Here is a 24653-nt window from a genome sequence, read left to right on the forward strand (position 1 = left end):
CGGTCTCCGCAGCCTATCGCCTACCGGAGGCCACCACTATGTCCGTCATTTCCCGCAGCCCACTCGGCACCGACCGGATACCGGTCGCACCCAACCTGTCGATGTTCGACCCGATGTTCGTCGGCATCGACGAATTCGGCGAGCACGTGATGCTCGACGTCGTCTTCCACAACCTGCTGATCGCCGGAGAACCCGGCGGCGGCAAATCCGGCCTGATCAACCTCGCTGCCTCCAAGGCAGCCCTGGCCGCCAACACCCGCATGGTCCTGCTCGACGCCAAGTTCGTTGAGCTCGGCCCCTACCGCGACATCGCCGACGCGTTCATCGGCAACGACATCGAGGCCGCCATCAGCGTCCTCAAACGGCTGCTGACCGTCGCCACCAACCGCTACCAGTGGATCCTGTCGCAACGCCGCCGCAAGGTCAGTCGCGACGACAACCTGTCAACGATCCTCACGATCATCGACGAACTTGCCATGTTCTCCACCGTGCTCGGCACCAAGGCACAACAGGAGGAATTCGAGGGCCTGCTCCGCGGGCTCGTCTCCCTCGGCCGCGCCTGCGGCATGCCCGTCGTCGCCGCGACCCAGCGCACCTCGTGGGACATCATCCCCGCCTCCCTGCGGGACCTCTTCGGCTACCGGTGCGCGTTCCGCTGCACCACCAACGGCAGCTCCGACGTGATCCTCGGCCAAGGCTGGGCCGACCTCGGCTACACGGCCACCGACATCGACCCCGACAACCGGGGAGCCGCCTGGCTACTCGCCGAAGGTGGTATCCCCCGCCGGATCAAGGCCGCGTACCTCACCGACGAGCAGATCTACAACATCGCCGACTACGCCGCCTGGATGCGACGCCCGTCCGGCATCAGCACCCCCGCACCGTCCACCACCAGTCAATGGGAGATGGCCGCATGACCCCACACGCCACCGACCGGCACCGCCGCCCGGCCGCCGGCCACTACATCAACCGCGATCACACCGTCACCGGCACCGCCACCCAGCTCGCCAACATCGTGGCGAACCACCGCACCGCCGGAACCCTCGTCGCCCTGACCCGGCCCCGCCCGGTCGGCGACCGTTTCCAGGTCACCCTCCGACTCCGCGAATACCAGCCCAGCACCCGGATCAGCTCCGTCGGCGAGTACGCCCGCACCCGTGTCCAGCGTCGCCCTCGACGCGCCCGGATCGCGGTCATCGTCACCACCATCACGGGCACCATCGCCGGAGCTGCGGCCGTCGCCGCCTACCTGATCGGCCAGCTCGTCGAGTTCATCGCCGCCCACGTCGGACAGCTCCTCGGCGTCCTGGCGATGGCCGCCATCATCGCCGCCGCTGCGGCCCGTCGCAGCTTCACCAACCGTCGGCACTGCCCCGGCTGCTGACCAGCGGAAATCCAAAACTGCATATGCACGGCCGACAGGACCCGATCCAACGCCTGCCAGCAAGGGCGGGTCCTGCCAGCCATTCGCCAACCACCCCAAGAAAGGGACGTGGCTGCCATGAAGGCTACCCGTCAAACCACTCCGACACCCGACCTCGACGCGACCATGACCCCGGCCGACCTGCTGCGCGGAGCAGCCGTCTACCTCCAGCAGCACGGCTGGACCCGCCACCAGTTCTTCGACATGACCGCCGACACCGCCGGTCCGTTCCCGCCCGCCTGCGCCTCCGGCGCCATCATGACCGCCGCCACCGGCCGCTCCCTGGCCACCGGCATGCTCGTCATCGACGGCGACGACACCGCCGAGGCCATCGCTGCCATCCGCGCCATGCGCGTCTTTGCCGCCTGGATCGACCTCGAATACACCGCGAACGACGGCTACGGCAACAGCGCCATCGACGTAATCGGCGACTGGAACGACTTCGCCGACCGGACCCTTAACGAGGTCATCGAAGCTCTCACCGACGCCGCCAACGAGTGGGACACCATCCACCACACCGGGGGTGCCCGGTGAACGGTTTCACTGTCAACACCGGCTTGACGCCGAACACCGGATCCGGCGACAGCCGGCCTACCAAGCCGCGCCGCCGCAACGTCGTCGAGAACGACGAATACGCCGCCTTCATCCGCCGCATCATCAAGGCGTTCGCCCGCCGCATCGCCACCGGCGACGTCGAAGCACTCCGCGACATGGTCGCCCTCTCCACCCAGCTCGACGACTCCATCAGCGAAGCCGTCAAGGGCCTGCGCTCCCACGGCTACTCCTGGGCCGACATCGCCGACCGGCTCGGCATCACCCGCCAAGCCGCCCACCAGCGCTGGGGAGGCGGCAAATGACCGCCTCCGCCCTCACCAGCGAATTCCTCGACGCACTCGGTGCCCGCACCGGCATCCGCATCGAGTTCTACGACCCCACCGGCAGCCGCTACGGCTTCCCCACCTTTCCCTTCCGCTACGCCCCGGAAGGACTGGCCACCCGGCGCCAGTTGCGGGCCGAGGGACTGCGTCCCGGCGGTTTCGACCCGGTTGCCCAGATCCTGTGGCGGCACAAGAAGCAGCGCCGCGTCGCGTTCCTCTACCGGCGTGACCTGGCCAAACCCAAGCGCACCGCCACCCCGGCCCAGCTCGCCGTCATCGAACGGATGCTGACCGCCCGCCGCACCTGCGACACCTGCGGGATCACCCGCGACTACTACATCCCCCGCTCGCTCGGAACCTGCCTCTCCTGTGCCGAAGGAGCCCACCGATGACTGCCACCTCACCCGAGAACACGACCTGCCGCTGCGGCGACCCCGGTTGCGCCGACACCTTCGGCAAGGCCACCGCCGGTCAGGACCGAACCGACTGCTGCCAGTCATGCGGCTACTACAACTGCGACGTCTGCGGCTGGATCGATCCCGCTCGCAACAGCAACCCGGTGACCCGCAGCGACATCCCGGGAGGCACCGCATGAGCCTCATCGACCTCGGCGCGCACCTCGCCGCCGACGACTGCCTCTGGTGCATCGGCGGGATGAGCCCCGCCGGAATCCACGACGAACTCGGCCCCGTTCTGAGCCTGTGCCCCACCCGACGGTGGTGCGACGAATGCCACGGCCTGTCGCTGTTCCCCGCCGAATACGAAACCCTCGACGACCGCGTCAACGAGCTGCTCGACGACGGCTACGCCGCCGTCTGGTGTTCAGCCTGCATGGGCGTCACCGCCGTCATTCCCGTCACCAACGACGGAGGCCTCCGATGACCACCATCAGCCTCACCCAGCAGTTCGCCACCGAGTACGCCAAGAAGGCCGTGCCCGGCATGCTCAAAGCGATCCGCCTGATCCGCCTGGCCAACAAAGGCATCGTCGTCGGCGCTGTCGCCGCCAGCTACCTTCACCAGGCGCACTTCCTCGATCACCTCGGCGCGGGCATCTTCTCCTGGATCGTGCCCGCCGTCTTCGACCTGGCCATCGTCTCCATGCTGACCATCACCCAGACCGTCGGCATGGCCACCGACGCCAAACGCGCCGCACTCAAAGTCCTCATCGTCGTGGTCGTCATCTCCGGCGCGGTCAACGCCGCCGCCCCCGGCCCGATCGGACTGCGCATCATCTTCGCCCTTGTCGTCGGCCTGGTCGCCGCCGTCGAATGGGTCGCCGGAAAGATCCGGCCCGACTTCACCGCCATCGAACACCGCGAGAACGAACTCACCCCCACCAACACGGCGGAAACCACCGGAAAGACCGACGGCCCTATCGCCGTCTCGACCCCGGCACCGGTACTCACCACACCGCCGGCCGACACCGACCGTCACCCGACACCCGACGTCCCGGCCCGGCTCGTCTCCGCCGCCCGCATGATCACCATGCAGCACCGGCAGATGTCCACCGAACCCATCACCGCCGACGAGCTCGCCGCCCGGCTCAACACCACCCCGGCCATCGCCGGGCACCTGCTGGCCGTCATCGACAACCCGGACCCGACCCGGATCAACGGCAACATCCCCGCCCTCGGTGGCACCCGATGACCGCCTACCTCGTCAACGTCAACCACTACACCCACACCTGCCCGGCCAACCCTGCCGAGCCGCACCCCTACGACACCCGGCGCACCATCGTCGCCGTCTCCCCCGGCGGCCCCTGCCGCAACCCCATCACCGTCCGCTGCGGCAACAAGTCCGCCGTCATCGACTGCGGACGCCACGAACCCGCCCACCGCCAGTGCCCGGCCTGCACGATCACCGTCATCGAGCACACGGTCACCTTCACCCACACCGGCCACCACGGCCCGCAGCACCCGACTACCGGAATCGCTGCCTGATGAGTTCGACGCTGGACCTCGTATCCCGGGAGCACTCTGCCCGGGGTACGGGCTCGAACGGTGAACTTTCCTGGACCGCGCCCTCCCCCGACTACAGCACTGCCGGGCAGGCACTCGCCCGCGCCACCCAGCCCGACTACTTCGACTGGCTCAGCCACGTCCGCGCGGCCGGTGAATGCACCCGCCCGATCCGGCTGTCCGGGAGCCTCGACACCATCGAAGCCGTCACCGGACGGTTGCTCGACTCCCGGCACACCGACCAACTCCCCGACGCCGCCATCTACAAAGCCTGCGGCAACCGGCGTTCCTCGGTCTGCCCCGCCTGCGCGCGTACCTATCAGCGCGACGCCTACCAGCTCCTGCGTGCCGGGCTCGTCGGCGGAAAAGGCGTCCCCGCAACGGTGTCCCGCCACCCGGCCGCGTTCGTCACCCTCACCGCACCCGGCTTCGGCACCGTCCACACCCGCCACATTCGGCGGCACACCTGCACCGACCGCAAACGCTGCGACTGCCGACCCGACCCCTGCCATGCCCGCCGCGACACCCCCGGCCCCTGCCAGCATCAGATGCCGGCTGTCTGCTGGACTCGGCATGAGGCCGACGACCCGGCCCTCGGACAGCCGCTGTGCCTCGACTGCTACGACCACGACCACCACGTCGTGTTCAACCTGCACGCCGCCGAACTCTGGCACCGCACCAAACAACACGCTGAACGCGCCCTCGCCAAACTCTGCCGCACCCGAGGCATCCCACCCGTCATGGTCACCTCGGCCAGCGGCAAGACCCGCAACGTGCCACCGGTGCGGCTCTCCCACGGCAAAGCCGCCGAGATGCAACGCCGCGGCGCCGTCCACTTCCACGCCCTGGTCCGCCTCGACGGCATCGACCCCCACGACCCGACCGCCGTCGTTCCCCCGCCGCCGGGGATCGGACTCGCCGACCTCGTCGACGCGTTAACCAACGCTGCCGGTCAGGTCACCTTCACCACCTCAGCCCATCCTCAGAAGCCGGACGGCTGGCCCATGACCTGGGGCGACCAGGCCGACATCCGCCCGATCAGCCTCAGCGGCTCTGGCGAAGTCACCGACGGTATGGTCGCCGGATACCTCGCCAAATACGCCACCAAAAGCACCGAAGCCACCGGGCACAACTCCACCCGCATCACCGAAGACAACGTCGGGCTCCACGCCCACCCCCAGGGCACCCACGTCCAACGACTCGTCGAAGCCTGCTGGCGACTCGGCCACGACCCCAACAGCCCCACCCGGGAACGTGGCGGACTCCGCGCACACCGGGGCTTTGTCGGCGGGCCTTTCATCGAGCCGTGGCACTGCCCGGACTGTGGCACCCACACCCGATACCGCGCCTGCCCCGTCTGCGTCGCCGAACGTCAAGCCAGCCTTGACACCAAACCGGCCAGCACCACCAAACCGGCCAACTCATACGCCAAACTCCGCCGCTGGGCCCACATGCTCGGCTACGGCGGCCACTTCCTCACCAAAGCCCGCCGCTATTCCGTCACCTTCCGGCTGCTCCGCGACACCCGCATCGCCTTCCGCCGAGCCACCGAAGAACTTGATGACAACGCCGCTGTTCGGGCGGTCGATCACCTCGACGAGACCACCCTGATTGTCAGCACCCTCAGCTTTGCCGGAGTCGGCTGGCACACCTCCGGCGACGCCCTCCTAGCCAACAGCGCCGCAGCTCAAGCCCGTGAGCGACACGAGACCGGACGCGAAGAAATCGCACATGCTCTCGGCCGATCCCTATCGGCTGTCACCACCGCTGCCTGATCACGCTGAAGGAGGAAGAACCTGTGGACGGCACTACCCCAAGAGCGCTCTACCGCGTCCCCGAAGCGATGCGGCTGTTGAGCCTGAGCCGTTCCGTCATCTACGAGTTGATCCGCTCAGGACGGCTTCGCACCGTCAAGGAAGGCCGTACCCGGCTCGTCCCCGAGTCGGCCATCACCGAATACGTCTCCCTACTCGAACGGGAGAGCACGAGAGGAGTCGCCGCATGACGAAACGCCGGAGCCGGGGTGATGGCGGCCTGCACTGGGACGAAGCGCGGCAGCGCTGGATCGCCTCAGTCACCGTCGGCTACACCCCGGCAGGCAAGCGCATCGTCCGCAAGGCCAGCGGCAAAACCAAAACCGAAGCGAACAACGCACTCCGGAAGAAGATCCGTGAGTACGAGGACGGCCGATCGACACCCGCGACTGCATTCACGGTCGCCGACGCCGTCACCGATTGGCTTACCTACGGACTCACTGACGTGGATCAGGAGACCGTCGACAATTACTCCAGCCTGGCCAAGAACCACGTCATCCCCGCGATCGGCGCACGCAAACTACGCGACCCACGTAGACAAAACGAACTCAACGCCACTGACGTAGACAAATGGCTCGCCGACAAGGCCAAAACACTCAGTACCCGAACCCTGCGGCTGCTGCACTCGATCGCCAAACGTTCAATCAACCGGGCCATGGCCCGCGATCTAGTCATGCGCAACGTTGTCGTCCTGTGCAAGGTACCGACCGGCACCGCCGGGCGACCCTCCAAATCACTCAACTACGAGCAGGCCAAAGCGCTCCTCGCCGCTGCCGAGTCGAGCAGCCTGCACGCCTACGTGGTTCTGTCGCTGCTGACCGGCGCTCGCACCGAAGAGCTACGGGCGCTCACTTGGGCTCACGTCGACCTGGTCGGACGACCGGACGCCGAGCCGCCGATTCCGCCGGCCATCCACGTATGGCACTCAGTCCGTGCGCACGGCGACACCAAGACGAAGAAGTCACGTCGCTCTCTCGCTCTGCCCGTCCGCTGCGTCCGAGTCCTCACCGCGCACCATGCTGCACAGGAGAATCCCGGACCGGACGACATCGTCTTCGCCAGCAAGACTGGTACGCAACTAAATCGGCACGCCGTGCTGCGCGCCTTCCGCGCGATGGTCGCGGGTACTGACATGAATCCGGACGACTGGACGGTTCGCGAGCTGCGGCACAGCTTCGTCTCGCTGCTGTCAGACAACGGCATGAGTATCGAGGAGATCGCCGACCTGTGCGGGCACTCCGGAACCTCGATCACCGAGACTGTCTACCGCCACCAACTGCGCCCGGTCCTACTGAACGGGGCGACAGCCATGGACCGAATCTTCGGGCCAGGTGACACCTCTGGGGCTTAGTCACCCAGTTAGTCACCCAGACATGCTGAGAGGGCGTATCCGCCAAGAGGATACGCCCTCTCACCTGCGTAGGACTGGACATGACCTCAACCGCTTGACCTTGACACTGTGGCAAGGCCTTCACTGGGGCGCGGAGGTGGTCCCGGTGATCATGCAAGCTCTCCAGGGGTTGGAGAATCCGAGCTCGTCGGTGCGGTTGCAGGCGGTCATGGCGATCGGCACCGCGCCCGACCCGGAGTACGTGGACCGGCTCGTCGAGCGGTGCTCGGTCGAGCCGGACTTCTACGTGCGGGACATGCTGACGTGGGCGATCACCCGGCATGCGGTGGCCGAGACGGTGCCGCGGCTGGTCGGGGAGCTGGGTTCGGCCAATCCGCGGGCGCGGAGCCAGGCCCTGCACACGCTCTCCAAGATCGGGGACCGGCGGGCGTGGCCGGCGATCACCCGCGAGTTGCTGACCGACCCCGACGACGAGACGGCCCGCACCGCGTGGCGGACGGCGGTGGCGCTCGCGCCGGACGAGGACGTCTCGGTGCTCACGGCGGTGCTGGTGACCCAGCTCGGGCGCGGTGACCGGGAGACGCGGCTGAGTCTGAGCCGGGCACTGACCGGGCTCGGTGAGACAATCGTGCCGGCCTTGACGGCCGCGAAGACGGACCCCGACCCTCGGGTACGCCACCACGCGCTCGCGACGGAACGGCTGCTCCACGACCCGGACGCCGGTTTCGAGGCGGCGGTCGAGGAGGCGAAGCGCATCGTGGCCCTGGGTCCGGACGCCCCGGAGCGGCCACCCGCGGAAGACGCCGGCGACGGAAGCGGTGAGCTACAGGAGTGGGGGGACGGTAGTGCGGGGACAGGAGTCGTGACGGACGGTGCTGATCGGTGAGGTGGCGCGGCGTTCCGGGGTGAGTGCCAGGATGCTGCGCCACTACGAATCGCTGGGTCTCGTGCAACCGACCGGCCGCAGCAACTCCGGCTACCGGGAGTACACCGACGAGGACATCCGGCGGATCTTCCACGTCGAGAGCCTCCGCACCCTGGGCCTGTCGCTGCGTGACGTGAAGCGGGCGCTGGAGGATCCCGGCTTCACACCGTCCAGGCTCGTCGACGACCTGATCGAGCGGACCAGGGATCGCATCGCCCGGGAGACGGAGCTACTCACCCGGCTCCGGCGCATCAGCGACGCGGAGCCGTCGGGTTGGCCGGACGTCCTTCAGGTGGTCGCTCTGCTGCACGCGCTCGGCTCGGACAGCCCGGATCGCCGCCAGCGGGCCGCGCTCTCCACCGAGACCACACCGACGCCCGTCGAGGCGCTCGTCGAGGCGGCGCTGAACGAGACCGACCCGAACGTGGCGGGCGCCCTGCGCTGGGCTCTGGCCCAGGCCGGCGACGCCGGGCCGGCGCTGCTCGCCGACGGCCTGAACGCGGCTCAGCCCGAGATCCGCCGACGGGCCGTGCGGGCGCTGGCCGAGATCCCCACCGACACGGCGACGGCGCTGCTGCACGACGCCCTCACCGACGAGGACATCGCGGTACGGCGACACGCGGCCCTGACGCTCGGCCCACGCAGAGTGGCCGGCACCGTCCCCACGCTGATCGACATGGTCGTCGACGCGGTGAACGACGTGGAGGCCGCCGACGCGATGGGCATGCTGGCGGCCGATCCGGCACTCGCCGAGCGGATCGCCACCGGGCTGGTCGGGCACCTCTCCCCGGTGAGGCCGCCGCGCCGGTCCGCAGGCGCCTCACCCAGGCCCTCGCCGACATTCCCGGCGACACGGCCACCCGCGCTCTGGAGACGCTGGCCCGTGACGAGGACCGTGGCGTCGCCCTGACCGCCGCCTACATCCTGGAGTTGCGCAGCCGACGGTGACGCCGACGGCGTCGGCCGAGCCCGTGGGCCGGCGCATGGTCAAGGGCGGCGCGTCAGCACCTGCGGGCCGCCGGGGGTGATGGCGACGGTGTGCTCGGAATGGGCCGTCCGCGAGCCGTCCGCCGAGCGGATCGTCCAGCCGTCCTCATCAAACTTGATCTTGTCGGTGGAGCGGCAGAACCATGGCTCGATGGCGATCGTGAGTCCGGGGTCGAGCCGCATGCCGCGGTGGGCCCGGCCGCTGTTGGCGACGTGCGGGTCCTCGTGCATGGTGCGGCCGATGCCGTGCCCGCCGAACTCTCCGTTGACCCCGTAGCCGTAGGAGCGGGCCACCTCACCGATCGCCGCGGACACATCGCCCAGCCGCCCGCCGGGCTGGGCCGCCGCGATGCCCGCCTCGAGCGCGACCTCGGTGGCCTCGATGAGCTTCAGGTCCTCCGGGTCGGGGGTGCCGACGACGACCGAGAGCGCGGAGTCGGCGACCCAGCCGTCGATGCCGACCGCCATGTCGATGCTGACCAGGTCGCCGTCGCGCAGCACGTACTCGTGCGGCAGGCCGTGCAGGACGGCGTCGTTGACCGACAGGCACAGCACGTTACGGAACGGGCCCCGGCCGAACGAGGGAGCGTAGTCCCAGTAGCAGGACTCGGCGCCGCGCTGCTTGATGCGGCCGCGGGCGTGGTGCTCGATGTCCATCAGGTTGACGCCGACGGCGGCGACGTCCTTCAGCTCGGCGAGCAGTTCGCCGACGAACTGGCCGGCCACCGCCATCCGGCCGATCTCCTCGGCGGACTTCAGCTCGATCACGACAGTCTCCCTCTCCGTGTGCGGTATTTTTATACCACGCAGTCCGGGAGGCTATCCTGCGGACATGGTCCGGCAACCACTCACCCCCGAACAGATCGCCGCGGGGCAGCGTCTCGGAACGGCACTGCGGGCCGCGCGGGGCGGGCGCAGCCTGGTCGAGGTGGCCCTGGCCGCGGGCATCTCCCCGGAGACCCTCCGCAAGATCGAGACGGGCCGCCTGCCCGCTCCGGCATTCGGCACCGTCGTCTGCCTCAGCCAGGCACTCGACATACCACTCGCCGATCTCGCCGACGTCTGGCTGGCCGGCACTCTGATGAGCCGGGCTTCCTGACGGGTCAGACTTCCCGACAGATCAGCGCGGATCGGCCACGCGCCCTGATCAGCCACGCGACCGATCGGGCACGCGCCCCGATCGGTCACGCGCCCTGACGGCCCAGGCGGCGTTCCGGGTTCGGGGTGGCGTCGGCGAGCAGGCGGGTGTATTCGTGCTTCGGGTTGAGGATCACCTCGTCGGCGGGACCGTGCTCGACGATCCGCCCGCGGTACATGACCAGGATGTCGTCGGAGAAGTGCCGGGCCGTGGCCAGGTCATGGGTGATGTAGAGGACACCGAGATCCTCCTCGCGCTGCAGGGTGGCCAGCAGGTTGAGCACGCCGAGCCGGATCGACACGTCGAGCATCGAGACCGGCTCGTCGGCGATCAGGATGCCCGGCGAGGGGGCCAGCGCGCGGGCGATGGCGACGCGCTGACGCTGCCCACCGGACAGCTCGTGCGGGCGGCGGCCGGCCAACCCGGGGTCGAGTTGGACGCGTTCCAGCAGGTGACGAACCCGGGCGTCGATGTCGGCCCGGGTCAGCGCCGGGTGGTGCAGGCGCAGCGGGCGGGCCAGGTGGTGGGCGACGTCGTGGTGCGGGTTCAGCGAGGCGAACGGGTCCTGGAAGACCATCTGGACCAGCCGCCGGTAGCGGACCAGCCCGGCGCCGCGACGCGCGACCGGCCGCCCGTCGAGCAGGATCTGTCCGGCTGTGGGGCGTTCCAGCTGCAGGAGCAGCTTGGCGATGGTCGACTTGCCGCTGCCGCTCTGCCCGACCAGGGCGACGGTCCGGCCGTGGTCGAGGGCGAAGCCGACATCGTCGACGGCCCGCATGCGACGCGACCGCAGCCCGTCACGCAGCCGGTATTCCTTCGTCAGCCCGCGCACCTCGAGCCGGGTCATGACGCGACCCCCGCGAAGCCCAGGCCGACCACGAGATGGCGGGTCATGACGCCTCCAGGGCGGAGCCGCGGACGAACGCGCCGCGATCGCCGGTCAGGCTGGGGAAGGACGCCAGCAGTCGCCGCGTGTACTGATGCCGCGGCGTCGTGTAGAGCTGCGCCGCCTCCCCCAGCTCGACGATCTCGCCGTGCCGCATCACCGCGATCCGGTCGCTGATCTCCAGCAGCAGCGGCAGGTCGTGGGTGATGAAGACGACCGCAAACCCCAGCTCGTCACGCAACCGGCTGATCTCGCGCAGGATGTCGCGCTGCACCACCACGTCGAGCGCGGTGGTCGGCTCGTCCATGATCATGATCTGTGGCTCCAGGGCCATGGCCATCGCGATCATCACCCTCTGCCGCATGCCGCCGGAGAGCTCGTGGGGATAGGACCTCAGCCGGGTACGGTCCACGCCCACCCGTTCCAGCAGGTCACCGCAACGCTGTCGGCGTTCGCCGCGGGACATCTGCGGCCGGTGGGTCACGAACACGTCCTCGAACTGGTCACGGATCGAGATGACCGGGTTGAGCGAGTTCATCGCCCCCTGGAAGACCATCGAGATCCGGTCCCAGCGCGCGGCCCGCAACTCCTCCGCGCCCAGCTCGCCCCAGTCGATGTCCGTGCCGTCCGGGGCGTGGAACACCGCACGCCCCGAGGTGACGGCGGCCGGTGGTTTGAGGAGACGCACCATTCCGTACGCCAGAGTGCTCTTGCCGCACCCGCTCTCGCCGGCCAGGCCGAGGATCTCGCCCCGCCGCAGCGTGAAGGAGACGTCCTTGACCGCGTGCACGACCGGCTCCACGAGATAGTCGACGCTGAAGCCCTCCACGGTCAGCACCGGCCGGTTCACAGCGTCGCCTCCTCGGCCCGGCGCAGCTGTTCCCGCGACATCCGCCGGCCACGGCGTGCCGCGCGAGTCCGGGTCCGCAGCCGGGGGTTGATCTTCTCGTCGATCGAGAAGTTGATCAGCGCGAGGGCTGCGCCGAAAAGGGCGAGGAGCAGGCCGGGTGGTACGAACCACCACCACGCGCCCAGTCGGAGGGCGAGCCCGTTCTGCGCGTAGTAGAGCATCGTCCCCCAGGTGAACGACTCGCTGGCGCCGAGCCCGAGATAGGACAGTCCGGCTTCGCCGAGGATCGCGAAGATGACCGCGAACACCACCTGGGAGGCGAGCAGCGGAACCAGGTTCGGCAGGATCTCGATCAGCATGATGCGCCAGCGCCGCTCTCCGGCGACGCGGCTGGCCAGCACGTAGTCGCGGTTGCGCAGGCTGAGGGTGGACCCGCGCAGCACCCGTGCCGACCCGGCCCAGCTGGTGATCGCCAGCACGAGCGAGACGAGCAGCAGGCTGCGGTCCGGCATGTACGCCGAGATGACGATGACCACCGGCAGTCCCGGTATGACCAGCATGATGTTGATGAACAGGGAGAACACCTCGTCCAGCCAACCGCCCGCGTACGCGCCGACGATGCCGAAGAAGCCGGACAGGACGAGGGTGAGCACGCCGACGACGACACCGACGATGAGCGAGCCGCGGGTGGCGTACGCGAGCTGGGCCAGGATGTCCTGCCCGGTCTGGGTGGTACCGAGCACGTGGCCGGCGCCGGGTGCGCTGAGCCCGATGTCGTCGACGCGGGACGGGTCCTGCACGAGCAGCGGGCCGATCAGCCCGAACAGCGCGATCGGGCCGGCGAGGAGCAGACCGGCGAGGAGCTTGCCGGTCACGAGGCGATCCGGGTGCGCGGGTCGATGATCGAGTAGAGCAGGTCGACGAGCAGGTTGGCGCCGAGCACCGAGAGCGTGATGATGAGGAAGATGCCCTGCATGAGCGCGTAGTCGTTGCCGCCGACCGCCTGCAGCAGCGCGGAGCCGATGCCGGGGTAGGAGAAGACCGCCTCGGTGACGATCGAGCCGGCGACGACGAAGCCGAGCGAGATGGCGAACCCGGAGATCGACGGCAGGATCGCGTTGCGTGCGGCGTACCGTCTCATGATCTTGCCGGGTTTGAGGCCCTTGGCCTCGGCGGTGAGCATGTAGTCCTCGGAGAGCGTGGAGACCATCATGTTGCGCATGCCGAGCATCCAGCCGCCGATCGACGAGATGATGATGGTGAGCGCCGGCAGGGTGCCGTAGTAGACGACCGAGCCGAGGAACGGCCCGTTCCAGCCGGGCGTGACGTTGTAGACGTCGTAGCCGCCGTTGAGCGGGAAGACCGGCCAGATGCTGCCGAAGACGAAGAGCAGGATCAGGGCGAGCCAGAAGTACGGCACGGACTGGAACATCGTGGTGACCGGGATGAGGTTGTCCGTCCACGATCCCCGTCTCCAGCCGGCGAGGGTGCCCAGCCCCACGCCGGTCAGGAACGAGATGATCGTGGCCAGGCCGATCAGCCCGATCGTCCAGGGCAGTGTCTGCCCGATGATCGAGCTGACCGGCGCGGGGAAGAACACCAGCGAGACGCCCAGGTCGCCGCGGGACAGCCCGGCCAGGTAGTCGGCGTACTGCGACCAGATCGGCCGGCCGGAGTCGGCGCCCAGGAGGGCTTCGATGGCCCGGCGGGTCTCCTCGGTCACCGGGCCCTTCTGTCCCATCTTCGACAGCATGATCTCGACGGGATCACCGGGCATCATCCGCGGGATCGCGAAGTTGACGGTCAGCGCCGCCCACAGGGCGACCAGGTAGAAACCGAGCTTGCGGAGCAGGTGGCGCACGGTGCTACTTCGCGGGCTGGAGGTTGGCCAGGACGATGCCGTTGTCCCAGATCTTCCAGGAGGCGGGCAGGGCGTACTTGTTGTCGTTGGTCGGCCAGCCGGTCGCGCGGCTCGTGTTGAACTCGGTGAGCAGCGAGTTCACGTAGATCGGGATGTACGGCAGGTCCCGCACGATCTCCTTCTGGATGATCGTGTACTGCTCCTTCTGCAGGGCCTCGTCGTTGGTGCCGCCGGCGACGTCGAGTGCCTTGTCGACCGTGGCGTTGCTGTAGCGGGCGAAGTTGCCGCTGGTCTGGGCCGCCTCACCGACCTTGGCGGTGGTCACGGTGGCGTACTTGGCCTGGTAGGTGTGGTAGGGGTTGGAGTTGGCGCCGAGACCGATCGAGTCGAGGGAGAGCTGGTAGCGGCCCTGCACCTGGTTGTTGTTCCACTCGTTCCAGGACAGCTGGGTGGGCTTCAGCTCGATGCCGGCCTCCTTGAGCTGCTGGCTCATGGCGTCGTTGAGCGAGATGAAGTCACTCCAGCCGGTGACCGTCTGGATGGTCAGCGACAGGCGCTGCCCGTCCTTGGCACGGATGCCGTCACCGCCCTTGACCCAGCCGGCCGCGTCGAGGATCTGGTTGGCCTTCGCCGCGTCGGGGGCGCCGGGGATGGTGACCTGGGCGGGGTCGGCGATCCACTTCTTGTCCCGCTCGGGCAGCAGCAGGGTGGGCGAGGCGACACCGGCGTAGCCGCCACCGGCCAGTTTGTTGAGCTGGTCGCGGTTCAGCGCGTGGTAGATGGCCTGGCGCACCGCGGTGTCGGTCTGCGGGCCGGAGCATCCGTACGCGGTGCTGGAACACGTGAAGATCGACGCCGTCAGGACGGGCGTGTTCACGTACGAGAGGTCCTTGTGGTTCTTGAGCAGTTGATCCAGACCCGGCAGGAAGGAGCTCATCCAGTCGACCTGGCCGGCGGTGAGTGCCGCGCTGGCGGCGTCGGCGGTGGCCAGCGAGATGTAGCGGACGTTCTGGATCTGCGGTTTGCCGGCCTGCCAGTAGTTCGGGTTCTTCTCCAGGACGAAACTCTGCGAGGAGAAGGACTTCAGCTTGTACGGCCCGGTGCCGACCGGGTTCGGGTTGATCGTCTTCGCCGGGTCGTCGATCGTGCTCCAGACGTGCTCCGGGACGATCGGGGTGTGGCCGATGATCGACGCCTCGTCGGTGAACGACTTGCTGCCGAAGGTGAGGACCGCGGTCCTGTCGTCCTTGGCCACCGACGACGTGAGGTCCAAGCCGGTCGCGTTGATCGCCTTGGTCCGCTTGATCAGGTCGAAGGTGAAGGCCACGTCCTTGGCGCTGAACGGTTTCCCGTCGTTCCAGGTGACGCCCTCGCGGGTGGTGACGGTCAACTCGGTGCCGTCGGCGTTCCACTGGTAGGCGGTGCCGAGCATCGGCGCGGGCGGCGCCTCGCTGGCCACGTTGTACCAGAAGAGCGCCTCCATCATGGTGCCGTTGGTCGGCTGCAGCTGCGTCGGTGAGAACGGATTCCAGTTCTCCACGATGGTGCCGTTGGCTCCGTTGAAGATGGTGATCGAGCTGTTCGCGGCGCCCGGTTTCGCCTCGCCGTCGGAGCTGGTGCATCCGGCGAGCACCGCGAGCGTCACCGCGGCGGCCGCCGCGACGGTCTTCTTCATCGGCGGGTTCCTCGTTCCAAGACAGGGATCAACTTCGATGACGACATTATTAAGCGGCTTAAGTTTGCGATGTCAAGCGCCGGTTCTCATCGAAGATCATTAGCAGCCTGCCTCTTGACCGGCTTAGTTAAGTCCTTTTAGATTCTCGACGACCGTCCCCCGACATCTGTCCGTCGCCGTCCCCTGGCGGACAGGGAGGAATCCCCATGAAAGCCAAATGGTGGGGCGGCCTCGCGGCCGTCCTGACCGCCGCCGCGGCGGTCCTCACCCTCGCCCAGCCGGCCCAGGCCGCTGCCGGATTCACCGTCTCCGGCACCCGCATCCTCGACGCCAACGGCAACACGTTCCTGATGCGTGGCGTCAACCACGCCCACACCTGGTACGCGAGCCAGACCAGCAGCTCCCTCACCAACATCAAGGCCCTCGGCGCCAACACCGTGCGCGTCGTACTCGCCAGCGGCCAGCGCTGGACGGCGAACGCCGCCTCCGACGTCAGCAACGTGATCACCCAGTGCAAGGCCAACCGGCTGATCTGCGTGCTGGAGGTGCACGACACCACCGGGTACGGCGAGCAGTCCGGCGCCGCCACCCTCGCCCAGGCCGTCGACTACTGGATCTCGGTGAAGAGCGCGCTCACCGGCCAGGAGAACTTCGTCATCCTCAACATCGGCAACGAGCCGTACGGCAACGGCACCGCCTCGACCGGGTGGACCGCCGACACCAAGTCCGCGATCACCCGGCTCCGCGCCGCCGGGTTCCAGCACCAGATCATGGTCGACGCGCCGAACTGGGGCCAGGACTGGCAGTTCATCATGCGCGACAACGCCGCCTCGGTCTTCGCCGCCGACCCCAACCGCAACACCGTCTTCTCCATCCACATGTACGGGGTCTTCGACACCGCCGCGGAGATCAACGACTACCTGGGCCGCTTCCAGTCGGCGGGCCTGCCGATCGTCGTCGGCGAGTTCGGCCACGACCACTCCGACGGCAACCCCGACGAGGACACCATCCTGGCCACGAGCCAGCAGCTCGGCATCGGCTATCTCGGCTGGTCGTGGTCCGGCAACGGGGGCGGCGTCGAATACCTCGACCTGGTCACCAACTTCAACCCGGCCCAGCTGACGAGCTGGGGCCAGCGGCTCTTCAACGGCGCCAACGGCATCAAGGCCACGTCGAAGGAGGCCACCGTGTTCGGCGGCGTCAACCCGTCGCCGAGCCAGTCGTCGCAGTCGCCGTCACCGTCGAACCCGCCGTCCCCGTCGCCCAGCAACCCGCCGTCCGGTGGCTGCACCGCCACCTACGCGGTCAGCACCTCGTGGACCGGCGGCTTCCAGGGCAACGTCACCGTCAAGGCCGGAAGCAGCGCGATCACCGGCTGGACCGTCACGTGGACGTGGCCCAACGGGCAGCGCTTCACCAACTCGTGGAACGCGACCGTCACCACCTCCGGTGAGACGGTCACCGCCCGCAACGCCTCCTACAACGGGCGGCTCGCCGCGGGCGGCGAGACCAGCTGGGGCTTCACCGCCTCCCGCGGTGCAACCAACAACAACCCGGCTGTGACCTGCGCCGCAGCCTGAGCGCGAAATGCGCCGTGGGCCGTGTGCCCGCGGCGCATTTCACTCAGTCCCTTGAGGGCCGTGCCGAGAGAGGGGTACACACATTCATTAGGAGAAGATTTCCGATGCGACTCGGTGACATCAGTGTCGGCACGCGTCTCGCCGTTTCGTACTGCTCCCTGACCGCCCTCATCGTCACGTCCGCCGCCGTCGGCTGGTGGGGTCTTCGCCAGCAGGCCACCGCCGAGCAGAGGCTCGGCGGTATGGAGCAGCTCCGCGACGCCATCCAGGACGCCAAGTACAACGCCGCCGACGTGACCGGCTGGCAGGGCCTGTGGATCTCCGACGTCGCGGCGTTCGGGTACGAGTACGCCACCGGCCCCGACGGCTACAACCGGCAGGGCGAGCTCAAGTCGAAGAAGGCCCTCTACGACGGCCTGAAGGCGACCGACACCAGCGCGATGACCGACGCCGAACGGGCCCGGTTCGACAAGCTGGAACCGGCCTGGGACGACTTCTTCGGCTGGGACGACAAGCTCGACGACTGGCTGTCGGCGGACAACCGGGCAGCCCTCGACAAGACCATGAAGAGCGTCAACGGCGGTGAGGCCTCCGAGGCGTACGGCAAGGTCCTGGACATCACCGCGGCACTGGACGAATCGGTCAACGCCCGGGCCGAGGCGTTACGGACCGAGGTCGCCGAGGTCCGCACGACCGCGCTGACCATGCTCGGGATCGCGCTCGCGCTGGCCGTCCTGGTCGCCGTGCTGATGGGGTTCTGGGTCACCCGGTCGGTGGTCGGCCCGCTGGCCACCGTGGTCGCGGCGCTGCGGCGCCTGGCCGACCGCGACCTGACCGTCAGCGTCGACCTCAACCGCCGCGACGAGCTGGGCCGGCTGGGCGACGCGGTCAACGAGACCGCCGCGTCACTGCGGGCCACCGTCTCGGCGATCGCCGGTCACGCCGGAGCGGTCGCCACCGCCTCGCACGAGCTGTCGGCGGTGTCCCAGCAGATCGCCGACGCCAGCACCGCCATGGACACGCAGGCGGCGACCGTGGCCACGTCCGCCGGTCATGTCTCGGGCAACGTGCAGACCCTGCAGGCCGGCAGCGCCGAGATGAGCCAGGCGATCGACGAGATCGCCCGCAACGCCGGTGAGGCCGCCCGGGTCGCCGGCGAGGCCGTCACCGTGGTCGACCGGACGAACCAGACCGTCGGCAAGCTCGGCGACTCGTCCGCGGAGATCAGCGCCGTGGTCGCCATGATCACCGCGATCGCCGAGCAGACCAACCTGCTCGCGCTCAACGCCACCATCGAGGCCGCCCGCGCCGGGGAGCTCGGCAAGGGCTTCGCGGTGGTGGCCGGCGAGGTCAAGGAGCTGTCGCAGGAGACCGCGCGGGCCACCGACGAGATCTCCCGTCTGGTCAAGGCGATCCAGACCGACTCGCACGAGGCGGTCGGCGCGATCAGCCAGATCGGCGACGTGGTCGCCCGCATCAGCGACTTCCAGACGCTGATCGCCGCGGCCGTGGAGGAGCAGACCGCCACCACCAGCGAGATGACCCGCAACGTGGCCGAGGTCGCCGGCAGCAGCGCCGACATCGCCACCAACATCGCCGGTGTGGCCGGTGCGGTCGGCGCGACCACGACGATCGCGACCAAGGCCCGGGAGAGCGCCGGCAGCCTGAGTCACACCAGCAACGAGCTGCGCGAACTGGTGGCCGGCTTCACCCTGTGACCGGCCGCGCCGCCCGCGGGTCAGAGCTGAACGACGTGCCCGACCCGCGGCGGGGTGCGGCCCCCGAGAACCTCCAGCCAGGCCCGGCGCAGGTCCTCGGGCCCGGCTCCGGCGTGCACGTCGACCCACCCGGCGACCACCGCGGCGAACCTCTCCCACGACGCGGCGAACCGCTGGTCCAGGCCGTCCCGGCCCCAGTCCCGGCTGCGCTTGCGCATCTGCACCGGGGCGAAGAAGACCTCACCGGCGGCGTGGGCGTTGGGAATGCCCGTGGTGAGGCCGACCGCGATGTCCCGGACCAGCCGGTCACCGAGGCGTTCCCGCAGCGCGGCACGCAGCGCGGGCGCCCCCGACAGGTCGAGGTAGGCGGTCGGCTCGACGTCGAGATCGGCGATCCGGTCGTACGGAAGCACGGTGTCGTAGCAGCCCAGTGACCTGGTGAAGTCCACATTGCCACGCGAGGTGAGCCCGGCCAGCCGGTGCCCGCGGCCGTGCAACTCGAACGCGGCGGCATAGGCTGTCTTGCTCGACGCCGACGACAGCACCACCGTGCGGGCGCCGTAGAAGTCGTTGTCGGCGACCTGGTCGGCCAGCATGAACGACGTGAAGAACAACGGCCGGAACAGGATCAGCAGGTCTTCCTGGCCGGCCCGGTAGGCGGCGTCGCCGGTGGTCAGACGGTAGGCGTTGTACGGCGAGGGCAACTCGGCACGATGGGCGCTGGCGTCCCGGAAGCCGGAGGCGTCGACCCGTTCCGGCCGGACCACCAGGTGCCCTGCGGGCGGTAGGTATCCGTAGACCCGCTGGCCCGGCTCGACACCGGCCACCGTCGACGCGGCGACCTCGGCGAATCCCCACAGCGGTGGCAGCGCCCAGCCGTCGCCGAGCCCGCGTGACGCGGCCGGGAAGAACTCCCAATAGCGCATGGCCTCGCCGAGCACCGCGTAGGTGACGTTGTTGGCGGTGATCCCGACCCGGTCGACCCGCAACAGGGCCTCCCCGTCGGCGAGCGCCGGCACCGGCTGCTCGGCGATCGTGGTGCGCCCGAGATCGTCACGTCCGACAGCGAAAGTCCAGGAGGGAGCCATCCCACGACGCTAGAAAGCCTGGACCCGGCAAACAAGTAGCACGGCAAGTGCAAAATCCCACTCCGGCACGCGGAGGAGGCGTGCGCGACGGCCGGCGGCCTCAGGAGGAGATCGGGGCGGGGGCGCGTTCGACGCGGTTGCGGCCCTGCGACTTCGCGGCGTACAGGGCCATGTCGGCCTCGTGGATCAGGTCGACGGCGGTGCGGTCGCCGTCGCGGACGGCCACCCCGGCACTGAACGTGACCTGGAGCGTCGACCCGCCGGCGGCCGGCACCCGGTCCTCGGACAGCGTGCGGCGCAGCTCGTCGACCCGGGCCGCGGCCTCCTCGCCGGTGACACCGTGCAGCAACAGCGCGAACTCCTCACCGCCGTAGCGGGCGGCGACGTCACCGGGGCGCAGGCCGCCGCTCAGGTGACGGGCCACGTGGACCAGGACGTCGTCGCCGGCGTTGTGGCCGTACCCGTCGTTGATCTTCTTGAAGAAGTCGATGTCGATCAGGGCGATGGCGAATCCGGCGCCGGTGTCGCGGGCGTCGGCGAGCGCGGACATCAGGTGCCGCCGGTTGTACAGCCCGGTCAGGTAGTCGCGGGCCGCCTGGTCGGCGAGGGTGGCGCGCAGCGACTCGATCGTGGCGAGCTGGGCCCGCAGCTGATCGTTGGCGGCCTCGACGTGTTCGCGCTGCCGGTTCTGGTCGGTGACGTCCCGGGCGATCATCATCGTCCCGGCGCGGTTGCCCCGCCGGTCGTGCAGCGGGCTGACCCGCACGTCGAAGTCGACGCCGGAGCCGCGGACGTCGCGGAGCAGGAAGGTCTCCTCGGCGTCGGCGGGCAGGTCGGTGACCAGCTCGGGCAGTCGGATCCGGCCGCGCTCCACGGTGGCCAGGCCCAGGCGGAGCAGGAACCGGCCGGCCGCCGGGTTGGCCACCACGAGGCGCAGCTCCGGGTCCAGCACGATGACGGCATCGTTCATGTTCCGGATCACCTCCTGGTGGGCGACCGGGGCGAGCGCGGGCGTCGACTGGCGGGTGACCAGCCAGTAGACGATCGGCGCGGTCAACGCGAAACTGACCGCGGTCAGGTCGATGATGCGGCCGCCGGTCAGGATGCCGGCCAGGTTGATCAGCAGCGTCGGAACGCTGGTGAGGACCATCAGCAGATAGCCGCGGTGCCGGCTGGTCTCCCGGCTGTAGGTCCGGATGACGACGAAGCCGGCGTAGCCGATCATCGCGTACGAGTAGACGGCGTGCACCCAGAACAGTGGCCCGAACACCGCGGCCTGCGCGCCGTCGATCACGGTCGACTTGAGCCCCGCGATGAACAGATGGTGGAACGGGTTGGTGACGAGCGCCACCAGGACCAGGACCGGCTCGATCGCCAGCAGCAGCACCGACCGCCGGGTCAGTGTCCAGAACCGGTCGGACAGCGCGCGGGCGGTCGCCCACCAGCCGGCCACCAGCGTGCAGACCCCGAGATAGGGCAGGGAGAGCCCGATCATCAGGCTGCCGGGATCCTCGGTGAGCAGCGGCGCCGTGGACACCGCCGACCACCAGGTCGCGCCGGCGGCGACGACCGCGATCGACGCGAAACCGGCCGCCTCGGACCGCCGTCGCCACGCGATGACCAGGACCGTCGCCGCGATGGCGGCCGCCGCCGCGAACAGCGCCGCCAGCGCCAGATGTGCCATTCCCCGTACCCCTCCCCGACCTCGACGCGCTCCTATCGGCAGGCCGGGGCCCGGCTTGACCTACTCCTCGCCGGAGAACCGCTCCCAGGCCGACTGGCGGGTGATCTGCAGGGCGGCGCCGATCCGCGCCCAGGTCACCCGCCGCTCGCGAAGGATGACGACCAGCCGCTGCAGGCTCGCCTCGGTCTGCACCCCGACCGCGGCGATGCGGGGCAGCACCTCGAGGATCTGCTCGTCGCTCATCGACTCCTCCCACACCGGCAGCGGCGTGGACGGCTCGTCCGGCGCGCGCCGCTGCTCGATGCCGAGCACGTCGTTGCAGAGCCCGACGCACTCGTTGCAGATGTAGACCCCCGGCCCGGCGATCAGCTTCTCGACCGTCTCGGCCGGTTTGGCGCAGAACGAGCAGTTGAGCTTGACGTCGGTCATGACACCCTCCCTTGGCCGTCAGGCGCACCCTGACAGCGTCAGGCTACTCCTGACGTACATCGACGGGAAGCGAAGCGTTCGGCAGCAGGAGCACGATGGAGAGCAGCAGCATGGCGGCCAGGGCGACCACGTTGCCGATCCGGTCGGCGACCGGGAAGACCTCCAGGTGCAGGACGTGCCAGAGGAGGTGCTCGGCGGTGAAGACCATCCAGGCGCCGCCGGTCACGCGCAGCGCGGCCGGGGTGGGGCGGCGCAGCGCCCAGACGCTCAGGACCAGCAGGGCCAGGAACAGGCCGCCGACATCGCGGGTCAGGTGCTCGTTGTACGGGCCGAGCGCCGACACCCAGTGCCGCCCGGGCAGCGGGAAGTCGTCGTAGAAGGAGAGAGGGAAGGCCGCGGCCCAGACGCCGAGGACCGCCGCGGAGACGGCCAGCACGGCGACGGCGAGGCGCTTGATGGAGATCGGGATGCTCATGCCGTCTCGACGATCAGGGCCGGCCGGATGTGACGACACCGCCGAGGTGTTACCGACCGTGAAACGTCCGGTGACTTGACGCGACATCGACACGAGTCCCGATTTACGCTGGCCGGATGATCGACGGCCGGCGCACGACCCGGCGCGACGACCTGCCGCCGGCCGGGTCCCGCCGGTCGCACGACTCGGCCGGGGCGGTCCTGCGCGCCGTTCTCGACCACGGACCGATCGCCCGCAGCTCAGTGGCCCGGGCGACCCGGTTGTCGGCCGCGTCGGTGTCCGGGTTGGTCGGGTCGCTGCTGGAGCGCGGTCTGGTGCGCGAGGTGCCGGAGGCGGCCGGGAAGCCGGGGATCGGGCGGCCGCACGTGCCGCTGGACCTGCCGGCCGACGGCCCCGCGGTGATCGGCGTGCACATCGCGGTCCCACGGATCACGGTGTCGCTGCTGGACCTGCGGGGCCGGATCGTCGTGCAGGTCCAGGAACCGCACGGGCGTACCGATCCGGCGAGCGTGATCGCGGCGATCGGGGCACGGATCGCGGCGGTCCGGCGGCGGCACGGGGCACGGCGCCGGATCCTGGGGCTGGGCGTGGCGACCGGCGGCTGGGTGGACTCCCCCCACGGCACGATCGTCGAGCATCCGGCGCTGGGCTGGCGCGACGTGCCGATCGCGGCGGCGCTGGCCGAGGTGACCGGCCTCCCGGTGCGCACGGACACCAACTCACGGGCACTGCTGCGGGGTGAGCTGCTGTTCGGCGCGGTGGCCGGGCGGGCGCGGGAGAGCGCCGTGCACCTGTTCGCCGGCAACGTGGTGGACGTGGCCTTCGCGACCGGCGGGGCCGTTCACCAGGGACCGCGGTCGGCCTCGGGCGCGGTCGCGCACCTGCCGATCGAGGGGTGCCGGGAGGCGTGCTCGTGCGGCCGGGTCGGCTGCCTGCAGGCGGCGGTGTCCGAGCGGGTGCTGATCCGGCGGGCGGTGACGGCCGGGCTGGTCGACCGGCCGGAGATCCCGGCGCTGGTGGAGGCGGCCGCCGCGGGCAGCGCCGGTGCGATCGAGCTGTTGCGGGAGCGGGCGCGGCTGATGGGCCGGGCGGCGGCGCTGCTGCTCGATCTGTTCGACCCGGAGGTGCTGATCGTCGCGGAGGCGGGCGCGAACCAGCTGCCGGAGTCCCTGGCGACCCTGCGGGCCGAGATCGCGGCCCGGTCGTCGGCCGGCGCCGACGTGGACCGGGTGGTGTTCCCGTCGAGCTTTCCGGGCACGGTGCTGGCGGTGGCCGGCGGAGCGGTCGCTCTCGACCAGGTCTACGCGTCTCCACTGGATCTGCAGGCGCGCCTCAAAGCGTCCTGACCTCCGCTTATTTAATTCACTACGATGCATGCTTGCCTTCTAATCCTAGCTGCATAGTATGAATTAAGCCGCAGGACGGGAGCCCACCATGACCATCACTGTCTCCGCCGACGCCGATCTCTTCCGCAAGGCCTTCCGCCGCCACGCCGCCGGGGTCGCGGTCGTCACCGCCGACGCGGGCCGCGGCGCCGCCGGCGTCACCGTCACCTCGCTCGCCTCGCTGTCGGCCGAGCCGCCGCTGCTGTCGTTCGGCATCCTGGCGACCGCGTCGGCCTGGCCACACCTGCGCGACGCCGACACCGCCGTGGTGCACCTGCTGGGCGCCGGGCACACCGAGCTGGCGCGCACCTTCGCCACCAGCGGCATCGACCGCTTCGGCGCACCGACACGCTGGCGGCGGCTGCCGACCGGCGAGCCGGTCCTGGAGGGCGCCGCGGCCTGGCTGCGGGTCGTCATCGAGCACCGCCATCCGGCGGGCGCCGCGCACCTGGTCATCGGCCGGATCGAGGAGGTCGGGCTGGCCGGCCACAGCGCCCCGCTGCTCTACCACGACGGCGACTTCCACTCCCTCTGACTCCCCGGAAG

General features: G+C 69.5%; 28 protein-coding genes and 1 pseudogene. 19 read left to right on the top strand and 10 right to left on the bottom strand.

Features of this window, described 5'->3' with window-relative positions; translation table 11 throughout:
* Window positions 1–38 precede the first annotated feature (38 nt).
* The 14 genes and pseudogenes from ACQPZW_RS29655 to ACQPZW_RS29720 all read left to right on the top strand — a co-directional run bounded on the left by ACQPZW_RS29655 (window position 39) and on the right by ACQPZW_RS29720 (window position 9299).
* Window positions 39–917 (top strand): FtsK/SpoIIIE domain-containing protein, encoded by an 879-nt coding sequence (locus tag ACQPZW_RS29655; RefSeq protein ID WP_433789314.1) that lies wholly within the window; start codon window positions 39–41, stop codon window positions 915–917.
* Complete coding sequence (locus tag ACQPZW_RS29660) at window positions 914–1384, top strand: hypothetical protein (protein WP_433789316.1); 471 nt, start codon at window positions 914–916, stop codon at window positions 1382–1384. Before ACQPZW_RS29655 ends, ACQPZW_RS29660 begins: the two co-directional genes overlap by 4 nt.
* Before the next feature lie 117 nt (window positions 1385–1501).
* Window positions 1502–1957 carry a DUF6197 family protein gene (locus ACQPZW_RS29665; protein ID WP_433789317.1) on the top strand — a complete coding sequence of 152 codons (456 nt, stop codon included), beginning with the start codon at window positions 1502–1504 and terminating at the stop codon, window positions 1955–1957.
* Window positions 1954–2280, top strand: coding sequence for a hypothetical protein (locus tag ACQPZW_RS29670; protein WP_433789319.1), 327 nt, complete (start codon window positions 1954–1956; stop codon window positions 2278–2280). Before ACQPZW_RS29665 ends, ACQPZW_RS29670 begins: the two co-directional genes overlap by 4 nt.
* Entirely contained in the window at window positions 2277–2693 is a 417-nt protein-coding gene (locus ACQPZW_RS29675; protein ID WP_433789320.1) for an RRQRL motif-containing zinc-binding protein, read from the top strand. The genes ACQPZW_RS29670 and ACQPZW_RS29675 overlap by 4 nt, the downstream gene beginning before the upstream one ends.
* Complete coding sequence (locus tag ACQPZW_RS29680) at window positions 2690–2896, top strand: hypothetical protein (RefSeq protein WP_433789321.1); 207 nt, start codon at window positions 2690–2692, stop codon at window positions 2894–2896. The genes ACQPZW_RS29675 and ACQPZW_RS29680 overlap by 4 nt, the downstream gene beginning before the upstream one ends.
* Window positions 2893–3183 carry a hypothetical protein gene (locus tag ACQPZW_RS29685; RefSeq protein ID WP_433789322.1) on the top strand — a complete coding sequence of 97 codons (291 nt, stop codon included), beginning with the start codon at window positions 2893–2895 and terminating at the stop codon, window positions 3181–3183. Before ACQPZW_RS29680 ends, ACQPZW_RS29685 begins: the two co-directional genes overlap by 4 nt.
* Window positions 3180–3950, top strand: a complete 771-nt coding sequence (locus ACQPZW_RS29690) for a DUF2637 domain-containing protein (RefSeq protein WP_433789323.1) — start codon at window positions 3180–3182, stop codon at window positions 3948–3950. The genes ACQPZW_RS29685 and ACQPZW_RS29690 overlap by 4 nt, the downstream gene beginning before the upstream one ends.
* Window positions 3947–4243, top strand: coding sequence for a hypothetical protein (locus ACQPZW_RS29695; RefSeq protein WP_433789324.1), 297 nt, complete (start codon window positions 3947–3949; stop codon window positions 4241–4243). Before ACQPZW_RS29690 ends, ACQPZW_RS29695 begins: the two co-directional genes overlap by 4 nt.
* Window positions 4243–6036: a replication initiator gene (locus ACQPZW_RS29700; protein ID WP_433789325.1), complete on the top strand. Its 1794-nt coding sequence runs from the start codon at window positions 4243–4245 to the stop codon at window positions 6034–6036. Before ACQPZW_RS29695 ends, ACQPZW_RS29700 begins: the two co-directional genes overlap by 1 nt.
* A gap of 68 nt (window positions 6037–6104) precedes the next feature.
* A complete protein-coding gene (locus tag ACQPZW_RS29705) occupies window positions 6105–6266 on the top strand; it encodes a helix-turn-helix domain-containing protein (protein WP_433797654.1) in 162 nt (53 codons plus the stop codon).
* Window positions 6263–7426, top strand: coding sequence for a site-specific integrase (locus ACQPZW_RS29710; protein WP_433789326.1), 1164 nt, complete (start codon window positions 6263–6265; stop codon window positions 7424–7426). The genes ACQPZW_RS29705 and ACQPZW_RS29710 overlap by 4 nt, the downstream gene beginning before the upstream one ends.
* Before the next feature lie 151 nt (window positions 7427–7577).
* The gene (locus ACQPZW_RS29715; RefSeq protein ID WP_433797656.1) at window positions 7578–8312 is read left to right on the top strand and encodes a HEAT repeat domain-containing protein; all 735 of its coding nucleotides are present in this window, start codon (window positions 7578–7580) and stop codon (window positions 8310–8312) included.
* A pseudogene (locus ACQPZW_RS29720) lies at window positions 8299–9299 on the top strand (HEAT repeat domain-containing protein). Before ACQPZW_RS29715 ends, ACQPZW_RS29720 begins: the two are co-directional and overlap by 14 nt.
* A 39-nt stretch (window positions 9300–9338) precedes the next feature.
* On the opposite strand, the gene map reads toward ACQPZW_RS29720, so the two are convergent.
* Window positions 9339–10106, bottom strand: a complete 768-nt coding sequence (map, locus tag ACQPZW_RS29725; protein WP_433789328.1) for a type I methionyl aminopeptidase — start codon at window positions 10104–10106, stop codon at window positions 9339–9341.
* 64 nt (window positions 10107–10170) lie between these two features.
* Between map and ACQPZW_RS29730 the strand changes: the two genes are divergently transcribed.
* Entirely contained in the window at window positions 10171–10437 is a 267-nt protein-coding gene (locus tag ACQPZW_RS29730; RefSeq protein ID WP_433789330.1) for a helix-turn-helix domain-containing protein, read from the top strand.
* A gap of 85 nt (window positions 10438–10522) precedes the next feature.
* Here the strand turns inward: ACQPZW_RS29730 and ACQPZW_RS29735 are convergent, their stop codons facing one another.
* The 5 genes from ACQPZW_RS29735 to ACQPZW_RS29755 are packed head-to-tail and all read right to left on the bottom strand — an operon-like array spanning window position 10523 to window position 15748.
* On the bottom strand, window positions 10523–11323 hold the full coding sequence (locus tag ACQPZW_RS29735; RefSeq protein WP_433789331.1) for an ABC transporter ATP-binding protein: 801 nt from the start codon (window positions 11321–11323) through the stop codon (window positions 10523–10525).
* 43 nt (window positions 11324–11366) lie between these two features.
* Window positions 11367–12212, bottom strand: coding sequence for an ABC transporter ATP-binding protein (locus tag ACQPZW_RS29740; RefSeq protein ID WP_433789332.1), 846 nt, complete (start codon window positions 12210–12212; stop codon window positions 11367–11369).
* Window positions 12209–13087: an ABC transporter permease gene (locus ACQPZW_RS29745; RefSeq protein WP_433789334.1), complete on the bottom strand. Its 879-nt coding sequence runs from the start codon at window positions 13085–13087 to the stop codon at window positions 12209–12211. The genes ACQPZW_RS29740 and ACQPZW_RS29745 overlap by 4 nt, the downstream gene beginning before the upstream one ends.
* Window positions 13084–14073, bottom strand: a complete 990-nt coding sequence (locus ACQPZW_RS29750) for an ABC transporter permease (RefSeq protein WP_433789336.1) — start codon at window positions 14071–14073, stop codon at window positions 13084–13086. The genes ACQPZW_RS29745 and ACQPZW_RS29750 overlap by 4 nt, the downstream gene beginning before the upstream one ends.
* A 4-nt stretch (window positions 14074–14077) precedes the next feature.
* Window positions 14078–15748, bottom strand: a complete 1671-nt coding sequence (locus ACQPZW_RS29755; protein ID WP_433789337.1) for an ABC transporter substrate-binding protein — start codon at window positions 15746–15748, stop codon at window positions 14078–14080.
* Between the two features lie 206 nt (window positions 15749–15954).
* Here ACQPZW_RS29755 and ACQPZW_RS29760 point away from each other — a divergent pair, with 206 nt between their 5' ends.
* Both ACQPZW_RS29760 and ACQPZW_RS29765 read left to right on the top strand, forming a co-directional pair.
* On the top strand, window positions 15955–17328 hold the full coding sequence (locus ACQPZW_RS29760) for a cellulase family glycosylhydrolase (protein ID WP_433789338.1): 1374 nt from the start codon (window positions 15955–15957) through the stop codon (window positions 17326–17328).
* Between the two features lie 104 nt (window positions 17329–17432).
* Window positions 17433–19046, top strand: a complete 1614-nt coding sequence (locus tag ACQPZW_RS29765) for a methyl-accepting chemotaxis protein (protein WP_433789339.1) — start codon at window positions 17433–17435, stop codon at window positions 19044–19046.
* 20 nt (window positions 19047–19066) lie between these two features.
* On the opposite strand, the gene ACQPZW_RS29770 is transcribed toward ACQPZW_RS29765, so the two are convergent.
* The 4 genes from ACQPZW_RS29770 to ACQPZW_RS29785 all read right to left on the bottom strand — a co-directional run bounded on the left by ACQPZW_RS29770 (window position 19067) and on the right by ACQPZW_RS29785 (window position 22722).
* Complete coding sequence (locus ACQPZW_RS29770; protein WP_433789340.1) at window positions 19067–20134, bottom strand: DUF2855 family protein; 1068 nt, start codon at window positions 20132–20134, stop codon at window positions 19067–19069.
* Window positions 20135–20234: 100 nt separating this feature from the next.
* Window positions 20235–21818, bottom strand: a complete 1584-nt coding sequence (locus ACQPZW_RS29775; RefSeq protein ID WP_433789342.1) for a diguanylate cyclase — start codon at window positions 21816–21818, stop codon at window positions 20235–20237.
* A 60-nt stretch (window positions 21819–21878) separates the two neighbouring features.
* Window positions 21879–22247: a ClpX C4-type zinc finger protein gene (locus tag ACQPZW_RS29780; RefSeq protein ID WP_433789343.1), complete on the bottom strand. Its 369-nt coding sequence runs from the start codon at window positions 22245–22247 to the stop codon at window positions 21879–21881.
* Window positions 22248–22290: 43 nt separating this feature from the next.
* On the bottom strand, window positions 22291–22722 hold the full coding sequence (locus ACQPZW_RS29785; protein WP_433789344.1) for a hypothetical protein: 432 nt from the start codon (window positions 22720–22722) through the stop codon (window positions 22291–22293).
* Window positions 22723–22838: 116 nt separating this feature from the next.
* On the opposite strand from ACQPZW_RS29785, the gene ACQPZW_RS29790 reads away from it, so the two are divergent.
* Together ACQPZW_RS29790 and ACQPZW_RS29795 are read left to right on the top strand one after the other, a co-directional pair.
* Window positions 22839–24068, top strand: coding sequence for an ROK family transcriptional regulator (locus tag ACQPZW_RS29790; protein WP_433789345.1), 1230 nt, complete (start codon window positions 22839–22841; stop codon window positions 24066–24068).
* 88 nt (window positions 24069–24156) lie between these two features.
* A complete protein-coding gene (locus ACQPZW_RS29795) occupies window positions 24157–24642 on the top strand; it encodes a flavin reductase family protein (protein ID WP_433789346.1) in 486 nt (161 codons plus the stop codon).
* Window positions 24643–24653 lie beyond the last annotated feature (11 nt).

The organism is Actinoplanes sp. CA-252034 (assembly GCF_050956125.1).
Classification (GTDB): domain Bacteria; phylum Actinomycetota; class Actinomycetes; order Mycobacteriales; family Micromonosporaceae; genus Actinoplanes.

Coding starts and splice junctions, on each gene's coding strand:
- ACQPZW_RS29655 (WP_433789314.1), top strand. CDS start 39: ATGTCCGTCATTTCCCGCAGCCCACTCGGCACCGACCGGATACCGGTC.
- ACQPZW_RS29660 (WP_433789316.1), top strand. CDS start 914: ATGACCCCACACGCCACCGACCGGCACCGCCGCCCGGCCGCCGGCCAC.
- ACQPZW_RS29665 (WP_433789317.1), top strand. CDS start 1,502: ATGAAGGCTACCCGTCAAACCACTCCGACACCCGACCTCGACGCGACC.
- ACQPZW_RS29675 (WP_433789320.1), top strand. CDS start 2,277: ATGACCGCCTCCGCCCTCACCAGCGAATTCCTCGACGCACTCGGTGCC.
- ACQPZW_RS29680 (WP_433789321.1), top strand. CDS start 2,690: ATGACTGCCACCTCACCCGAGAACACGACCTGCCGCTGCGGCGACCCC.
- ACQPZW_RS29685 (WP_433789322.1), top strand. CDS start 2,893: ATGAGCCTCATCGACCTCGGCGCGCACCTCGCCGCCGACGACTGCCTC.
- ACQPZW_RS29690 (WP_433789323.1), top strand. CDS start 3,180: ATGACCACCATCAGCCTCACCCAGCAGTTCGCCACCGAGTACGCCAAG.
- ACQPZW_RS29695 (WP_433789324.1), top strand. CDS start 3,947: ATGACCGCCTACCTCGTCAACGTCAACCACTACACCCACACCTGCCCG.
- ACQPZW_RS29700 (WP_433789325.1), top strand. CDS start 4,243: ATGAGTTCGACGCTGGACCTCGTATCCCGGGAGCACTCTGCCCGGGGT.
- ACQPZW_RS29705 (WP_433797654.1), top strand. CDS start 6,105: ATGCGGCTGTTGAGCCTGAGCCGTTCCGTCATCTACGAGTTGATCCGC.
- ACQPZW_RS29710 (WP_433789326.1), top strand. CDS start 6,263: ATGACGAAACGCCGGAGCCGGGGTGATGGCGGCCTGCACTGGGACGAA.
- ACQPZW_RS29715 (WP_433797656.1), top strand. CDS start 7,578: ATGCAAGCTCTCCAGGGGTTGGAGAATCCGAGCTCGTCGGTGCGGTTG.
- ACQPZW_RS29730 (WP_433789330.1), top strand. CDS start 10,171: ATGGTCCGGCAACCACTCACCCCCGAACAGATCGCCGCGGGGCAGCGT.
- ACQPZW_RS29735 (WP_433789331.1), bottom strand. CDS start 11,323: ATGACCCGGCTCGAGGTGCGCGGGCTGACGAAGGAATACCGGCTGCGT.
- ACQPZW_RS29755 (WP_433789337.1), bottom strand. CDS start 15,748: ATGAAGAAGACCGTCGCGGCGGCCGCCGCGGTGACGCTCGCGGTGCTC.
- ACQPZW_RS29760 (WP_433789338.1), top strand. CDS start 15,955: ATGAAAGCCAAATGGTGGGGCGGCCTCGCGGCCGTCCTGACCGCCGCC.
- ACQPZW_RS29765 (WP_433789339.1), top strand. CDS start 17,433: ATGCGACTCGGTGACATCAGTGTCGGCACGCGTCTCGCCGTTTCGTAC.
- ACQPZW_RS29770 (WP_433789340.1), bottom strand. CDS start 20,134: ATGGCTCCCTCCTGGACTTTCGCTGTCGGACGTGACGATCTCGGGCGC.
- ACQPZW_RS29775 (WP_433789342.1), bottom strand. CDS start 21,818: ATGGCACATCTGGCGCTGGCGGCGCTGTTCGCGGCGGCGGCCGCCATC.
- ACQPZW_RS29780 (WP_433789343.1), bottom strand. CDS start 22,247: ATGACCGACGTCAAGCTCAACTGCTCGTTCTGCGCCAAACCGGCCGAG.
- ACQPZW_RS29785 (WP_433789344.1), bottom strand. CDS start 22,722: ATGAGCATCCCGATCTCCATCAAGCGCCTCGCCGTCGCCGTGCTGGCC.
- ACQPZW_RS29790 (WP_433789345.1), top strand. CDS start 22,839: ATGATCGACGGCCGGCGCACGACCCGGCGCGACGACCTGCCGCCGGCC.
- ACQPZW_RS29795 (WP_433789346.1), top strand. CDS start 24,157: ATGACCATCACTGTCTCCGCCGACGCCGATCTCTTCCGCAAGGCCTTC.